Origin of the sequence: Desulfobacterium sp. N47, assembly GCF_051233685.1 — a bacterium.
Classification (GTDB): Bacteria; Desulfobacterota; Desulfobacteria; order Desulfobacterales; family RPRI01; genus RPRI01.
Genome location: NZ_JBAMMY010000042.1, coordinates 1 through 6888, shown reverse-complemented (window position 1 = coordinate 6888; position 6888 = coordinate 1). Strand labels below are relative to the sequence as shown.

6 protein-coding genes are annotated in these 6888 nt (G+C 39.3%); all 6 read left to right on the top strand.

Features of this window, described 5'->3' with window-relative positions:
- Positions 1–181, top strand: a 181-nt coding sequence (locus VXK47_RS02480; protein ID WP_435547127.1) for an IS3 family transposase, incomplete at its 5' end; no start/stop codon positions are given.
- The gene (locus VXK47_RS02475) at positions 178–642 is read left to right on the top strand and encodes a DUF4391 domain-containing protein (protein WP_435547191.1); all 465 of its coding nucleotides are present in this window, start codon (positions 178–180) and stop codon (positions 640–642) included. The genes VXK47_RS02480 and VXK47_RS02475, both read left to right, overlap by 4 nt.
- 43 nt (positions 643–685) lie before the next feature.
- A complete protein-coding gene (locus tag VXK47_RS02470; RefSeq protein ID WP_435547190.1) occupies positions 686–2686 on the top strand; it encodes a site-specific DNA-methyltransferase in 2001 nt (666 codons plus the stop codon).
- A gap of 73 nt (positions 2687–2759) precedes the next feature.
- Positions 2760–3068, top strand: a complete 309-nt coding sequence (locus VXK47_RS02465) for a nucleotidyltransferase domain-containing protein (protein WP_435547189.1) — start codon at positions 2760–2762, stop codon at positions 3066–3068.
- Entirely contained in the window at positions 3058–3459 is a 402-nt protein-coding gene (locus VXK47_RS02460) for a HEPN domain-containing protein (RefSeq protein WP_435547188.1), read from the top strand. Before VXK47_RS02465 ends, VXK47_RS02460 begins: the two co-directional genes overlap by 11 nt.
- Before the next feature lie 16 nt (positions 3460–3475).
- Positions 3476–6610: a type III restriction-modification system endonuclease gene (locus tag VXK47_RS02455; protein ID WP_435547187.1), complete on the top strand. Its 3135-nt coding sequence runs from the start codon at positions 3476–3478 to the stop codon at positions 6608–6610.
- Positions 6611–6888 lie beyond the last annotated feature (278 nt).

Genomic DNA, 6888 nt, shown 5'->3' with positions numbered 1-6888 from the left:
GGGCACACTCAAGAATGAGCTTGTACATCACCAGCATTACTACACCAGAAAAGAGGCAATTCAGGATATCACAGAATATATAGAGATTTTTTATAACCGGCAAAGGCGGCAGGCCAGACTTGGCTATCTGTCTCCGGTTGTCTTTGAGAAGCAATTTTACGCATTAAAACAAGCGGCATGAAACATAAATTGGTTTACACTATTGACAACAGGGGCCAATCTGCAATCGATAAAGCCATACCGTCACCAATTCTTTTTATATTGTGCTATGATAACAAAAGCCGGTATGTTGCCGCCTATAAACGTCAAAGCGAAGCAGACAAACACAAATGGGTAGTAAGCAGCTATTTTGAAACACAATGGATGCCTGATAAAGCCAGAAGAGTTCCTTTGCCGGTTGTATTGGATCTTCGCGCGCTTTATCATTCAATTCTAAAAGCAATCATTCCTCTTTCTGCAAGGCAAAATGAGAAGTTTTCCGATTTTATCAACAGGGCGGAGAAATTAAAGATGAAAGAGCGGGAGGCCGCAAAAGTTGAGGCTCGGCTGATAAAGGAAAAACAGTTTAATCGTAAAGTGGAAATTAATGCGGAACTGAGATATATAAGAAGTGAAATTGAAAAAATAAAGGATGAGGGATGAAGGCGGAAGGATGAAGGCGGAAGGATGAAGGTGGAGAGGTATAATGGAAAAATTGAAAATGCATAGTCCTGATTTGACTGAAGGTAATATCGAAAAAATAGCCGGGTTGTTTCCGAATTGCGTGACGGAAAGTATGGATAAAAATGGCAAACTCAAAAAATCAATAGATTTTGATTTACTCAGGCAGGAATTATCCGGTACCATTGTTGAAGGGCCTCAGGAGCGCTATCATCTTAATTGGCCTGGAAAACGTGAAGCATTACTTGCCGCTAATGCTCCTATCGCAAAAACATTACGCCCTTGTCGTGAAGAAAGCGTTGATTTCGATACTACTCAGAATCTCTTTATTGAAGGAGATAATCTTGATGCATTGAAGCTTTTGCAGGAAACATATCTGGGCAAGATAAAAATGATATACATTGACCCACCATATAACACAGGAAATGATTTTATCTATGAAGATGATTTTGCCGAAAGCACAGAAGAATATCTTAGAAAATCAAATCAGAAAGATGAAGAAGGCAACCGTTTAGTAGCAAACACTGAATCAAATGGCCGTTTCCATTCCGATTGGCTTTCTATGATGTATCCAAGGTTAAAGCTTGCAAGAAATCTATTATCGGATGATGGATTAATCTTTGCATCAATAGGACCAGAAGAAATTAGCAACTTAAAAAAAATAATGGATGAAGTTTTTGGAGAAGCTAATTATCGCAACTCAATTGCAATTAAACGTGGCGCCAAAAGCGTACAAGCTCAATTCGAGACATGGGATAAATTAGGAACAGCTTTTGAGTATTTATTGTTGTATTCAAAAATATCTACATATCGTTTCCCAAAGATGGTAAGGGAACTGGATGATTCAAAATGCGGAGGTTGGAATAATCACTGGCGTGGCACAGATAGACCGACAATGAGATATGAGCTCTTTGGTATAACACCGGATACAGGACAATGGCGTTGGAGTAAAGACCGTAGTGTTATGGCTATTAACAATTACCAAAAAATGATATCAGAAATTGGAAAAACTGAAATAGATATTACTCAAGAAACAATTGATAGCTGGTATTTAGAACAAGGGGCAGATATTGACCTATTGCGGTTGTCTTCCAATGGCAAACCTGAACACTATATTCCACCGACAGATACAACTCTACTAAATGATATTTGGTTTCATGTTCCCTCAACTGGTTCAGGAATAGTGAAGCGATTAATGGGCATAAAAGCATTTGACAATCCCAAGCCTTTAGATTTACTAAAACAAGCATGCAGATTTTGTCCAAATGACGCTATAATTCTTGACTTTTACGCTGGTTCCGCAACCACCGCCCATGCTATCATGCAACTCAATGCCGAAGATGGGGGTAACCGTAAATTCATTATGATCCAGCTTCCGGAGCCTTGTGATGAAAAATCTGAAGCATTTAAAGCCGGTTATAAAACAATTGCCGAAATAGGGAAAGAACGTATCCGCCGTGCCGGGAAACAAATAAGAGATGAATTAGAAAAGAGGAAGGACAACAATCAAAAACAACTGCCGCTCGAAAATTCAGATTCAACTTCATCCTTTAGCCTTCATCCCTCATCCTTCCAATCCCCTTCATCCTTTATCCTTCATCCCTCATCCTTTGATATCGGCTTTCGCGTCCTAAAAGTAGCTTCATCCAGCATGTCCGGCATCTACTATACACCGGATGCAGTGCAACAAACGCAGCTTGCCTTATTTTCAGACAACATCAAAGAAGACCGCAGCGCTGAAGACTTACTCTTCCAGGTGCTTTTGGATTGGGGCGTTGATCTATCCTTGCCAATTAAAAAAGATGCAATTGCAGGTAAGGAGGTCTTTTTCGTGGATGACAATGCTCTCGCAGCATGTTTTGATAAAAATGGGGAAATCACAGAAGATTTTATAAAAGAGCTGGCCAAACGCAAACCTCTGAGAGTAGTGTTTCGTGATGCCGGTTTTAAGAATGACAGCGTTAAAATCAACGTGGAGCAAATCTTTAAGCTATTGTCACCACACACGGATGTTAAGACGATTTAAATGAAATCGAAAATGGATACAAAATAAATCCGAAACAGTGTCTCGGATTTTATCAAAAGGATAAGGGGGGAATATGAATATTTCAGACAAGACTAAAGAAATGGTAAAAAAGGAAATCGCCGCCGGATTATCCGGTTTTCCTGAGGTGCGAAAGGTTGTAGTTTTTGGTTCATTTGTGACTTCCGACATGCCCCACGATATAGATATCGCCGTGTTTCAGGATTCAAATGAAAGCTATTACCCCCTTGCCAGAAAGTACCGCCGAATTCTTAGAAATGTTGCACGGATAATACCGATGGATGTTATTCCGGTTCGGCCGAATCCGGAACACGAACCTTTTTTAAAGGAAATTGAAAAAGGTGAGGTGGTTTATGAAGGATGAAACAAGAGTATGGATATCCTATGCTGAGGAGAATCTCAAAGTTGCAGGGCTTGCACTGGAACACGGCCATCTTAATGCTTGTCTCCAGAATGCTCAACAGGCGGTGGAAAAATATTTAAAAGCGGTTATCATTGAGTTTGATCTCCCGTTTGTGCGAACGCATAGTATTCGAGAACTGGTTGGTCTGCTATCTGAAAAGCAAATCACATCGCCGATTTCAGATGATGATATGGATCTGATGGATTCTATTTATGTCCCATCAAAATATCCAATTTATTCCGCTCTGCCTCAGGCCATGCCTGACAGGGCTATATGTGATGAAGCTCTGGATATTGCCGTTAGAACACGAGATTTTGTCAACAACATTATAAAGCCGGGCGGGATTTGCTGATAGCGGATATAAGTCTATGAAAAGTGATAAGTTTGTGATGAAAAACAATAGAGATAATGTATTACCATCTGTAAATCCCCAACCCCGTTTGAAGTTGCGTTTTAAACAACAGCGATACCAAACTCTTGCTGTGGATGCAGTTGTGGATTGTTTCAAAGGACAAGCAAATACAGAAGGTATCGGTTACCGGATCGATCCCGGTATGAGGGAAAAAGACAAAAAGGGGTATTACCAAACGGGCGCTTATGAAGAATCAGGCTTTAAAAATGCCGGTTTACTTCTAAATGATCAACAGCTTCTTGAAAATATTCAACAAGTTCAACGGCTCCAAAACCTTCCCCAGTCCGGCAACTTGGCAAAAACAAAAATATCTCCAATCAATCTGGATGTTGAGATGGAAACCGGAACCGGTAAGACTTACTGCTATATTAAGACCATTTTCGAAATGAACAAACGCTATGGCTGGAACAAGTTTATAGTTGTAGTGCCCAGTATTGCTATTCGAGAAGGTGTTTATAAATCTTTTGAAATAACAGCAGAGCATTTTCAGGAATCTTATGGCAAAAAGGTAAAATTTTTCATTTATAACTCTAAACAACTTCACAACCTGGAAAGTTTTTCATCAGATGCCGGAATCAATACCATGATAATAAATGTGCAGGCATTTAATGCAACCGGCAAAGATGCCCGCAGGATTTATGAAGAACTGGATGACTTTCAGACCCGAAAACCCATTGATGTTATCAAAGCAAACCGTCCCGTCCTTATTTTAGATGAACCGCAAAAAATGGAAGGGACTAAAACTCTTGACTCGCTTAAAGAGTTTAATCCCTTATTTATCCTGCGCTATTCAGCCACGCATAAGACGGAGCACAACAAGATTCACCGTCTGGATGCGCTGGATGCGTATAACCAGAAGCTGGTTAAAAAGATTGCTGTTCGCGGCATATCCGTAAAAGGACTTTCCGGAACCAATGCTTACCTTTATCTGGAATCCATTGGGGTCTCTAAACAAAGCCCGGTTGCCCGTATAGAGATGGAGATTAAACATAAAAACGGGATTAAAAGAGAAATTCGTAAATTGAATAAGGGGAACAATCTTTTTACTAAATCCGAAGAGCTGGATCAGTATAGAGGTTTTGTAATTTCCGATATAAATGCAATTACAGACACAGTCAGCTTTACGAATGGTGTTGAGCTTACAGCAGGAGAAGTCACAGGCGACATAAATGAATTAACGTTGCGTCGAATTCAGATACGTGAAGCTATCAGGTCTCATTTTGAAAAAGAGCAGATTCTGTTTCATCAGGGAATAAAAGTCCTCTCACTGTTTTTTATTGATGAAGTAGCCAAATATCGGAAGTACACAGAGGCAGGGGAAGAAGGCGGTGAATATGCTAAAATTTTTGAAGAAGAATATATAGATTGTGTCAATGAGTTAAAACTTCTTTTCCAGGATAAATACAGAAACTATCTGGATGGAATTGAAGCTTCAAAAACACACAATGGATACTTTTCCATCGATAAAAAATCAAATCGGTTAATTGATCCGAAAATGAGCGCAACTGAAAGAAAACAGGGTGAAGCAAATGATGTTGATGCCTATGATTTGATCTTAAAAGACAAGGAACGGCTGCTTTCTTTTGGTGAACCCATCAGATTTATTTTTTCACATTCTGCTCTTCGGGAAGGATGGGATAATCCGAATGTATTTGTCATCTGTACTCTTAAACACAGTGACAGCACCATTTCCCGCAGACAGGAAGTTGGGCGGGGTCTTCGTATTGCAGTGAACCAGTTGGGAGAAAGACAGGATAATCCCGCAACGGTGCATCAAACCAATGTGTTAACAGTTGTGGCAAGCGAGAGTTATAAAGACTTTGTATCGGGTTTACAGAAAGATATCAGCATATCCTTATCCGATAGGCCACATGTTGCCGATGAGGCATTTTTTACAGGCAAAACTCTGCAAACCGAGACTGGGCCAGTAGAAGTTACTGCCCAGATGGCCAAGCAGATATACAAATATTTACTGAAAAACGATTATACGGATGACAATGATAATATCTCTAATCAATACATTGATGCAGTAAAAAATGAGTCGCTTGCCCCGTTACCTGATGATCTGAAACCATTTAAAGACCGAATCTTCAAGTTGATAGACAGTGTATATAGTGATGCCAAACTGCCACAGATAGAAAATGATCGAGGAGCCAAAACCAATCTCCTGAATGATAATTTTAATAAAAAAGAATTTAAAGAACTTTGGAGCCGAATAAATAATAAAGCCGCTTACACGGTTTATTTTGATAGCTCCGAACTTATTGAAAAATGCGTGAAGACGCTTGACAAAGAGTTGCGGGTTAAGCCTTTGCAGTACACTATTCAGCATGGGGAACAAAAAGATAATATCAGCTACGAGCAGATCAAAGCCGGTGAAGGATTTGAGATTCAGGAGACGGCAACCCAGTTTAGCCGAAAATCCATCCGCTCGGCAGTCAAGTACGACCTTATAGGCAAAATATGTGAAGCAGTTCAACTGACCAGAAAAACGGTATCTGAAATACTGCGTAAAATTCAAACCCCGGTTTTTGCCCAGTTTAAAACAAATCCGGAAAATTTTATTTCCGAAGCCTCCCGTTTGATAAATGAGCAGAAAGCAACAGTCATCATTGAACATCTGACTTATAATATTGTTTCAGGAACTCATGATATCAATATATTTACGGATGCTCAGGTCAAGCAGGATTTCAGCAAAGCAGGAGATCCGTTGAAACGTCACATCTATGATTATGTGATAACCGAATCAAAAAACGAGCGCGCTTTTGTTAAAGACCTTGATACCAGCGCTGAAGTAGTACTCTATGCAAAACTTCCAAAAGGCTTTTTTATCCCAACACCGGTTGGTAATTATAACCCGGATTGGGCGATTACCTTTAAGGAAGGACTGGTAAAACATGTATATTTTGTAGCGGAAACAAAAGGGTCCATGTCAAGCATGGAACTAAGAGAAATTGAAAAAACAAAGATTGAATGCGCCAGAAGATTTTTTGATGAGATCAATAAAAAGATAAATCCGGAACATGTAAAATACGATGTTGTGGATAGCTACGGAAAGCTGATGGAATTGGTGAATGATTGTTATCATTAAAAATTATGAAAAGATAATCAAAGATTATTGTAATAATAATAATATGCTGTAACCATATGTCGTATTACAAGTAGAGGGAAGGACAAATTAATTGGGATAGGAACTGACCCCTGTTGTCAATAGTGTAAACCAATTTATCACGGTAAATTTGTTCTAAATATAAGCTTCAATTATTTAGAACCACTGGTTGAAATCTTTTCGTCATTTTCAGATAATCGAAGACAGCTCTTACGTTAAATGATAATCGTCTCATTTTTTGAGACACGGTTTGTTTGGCT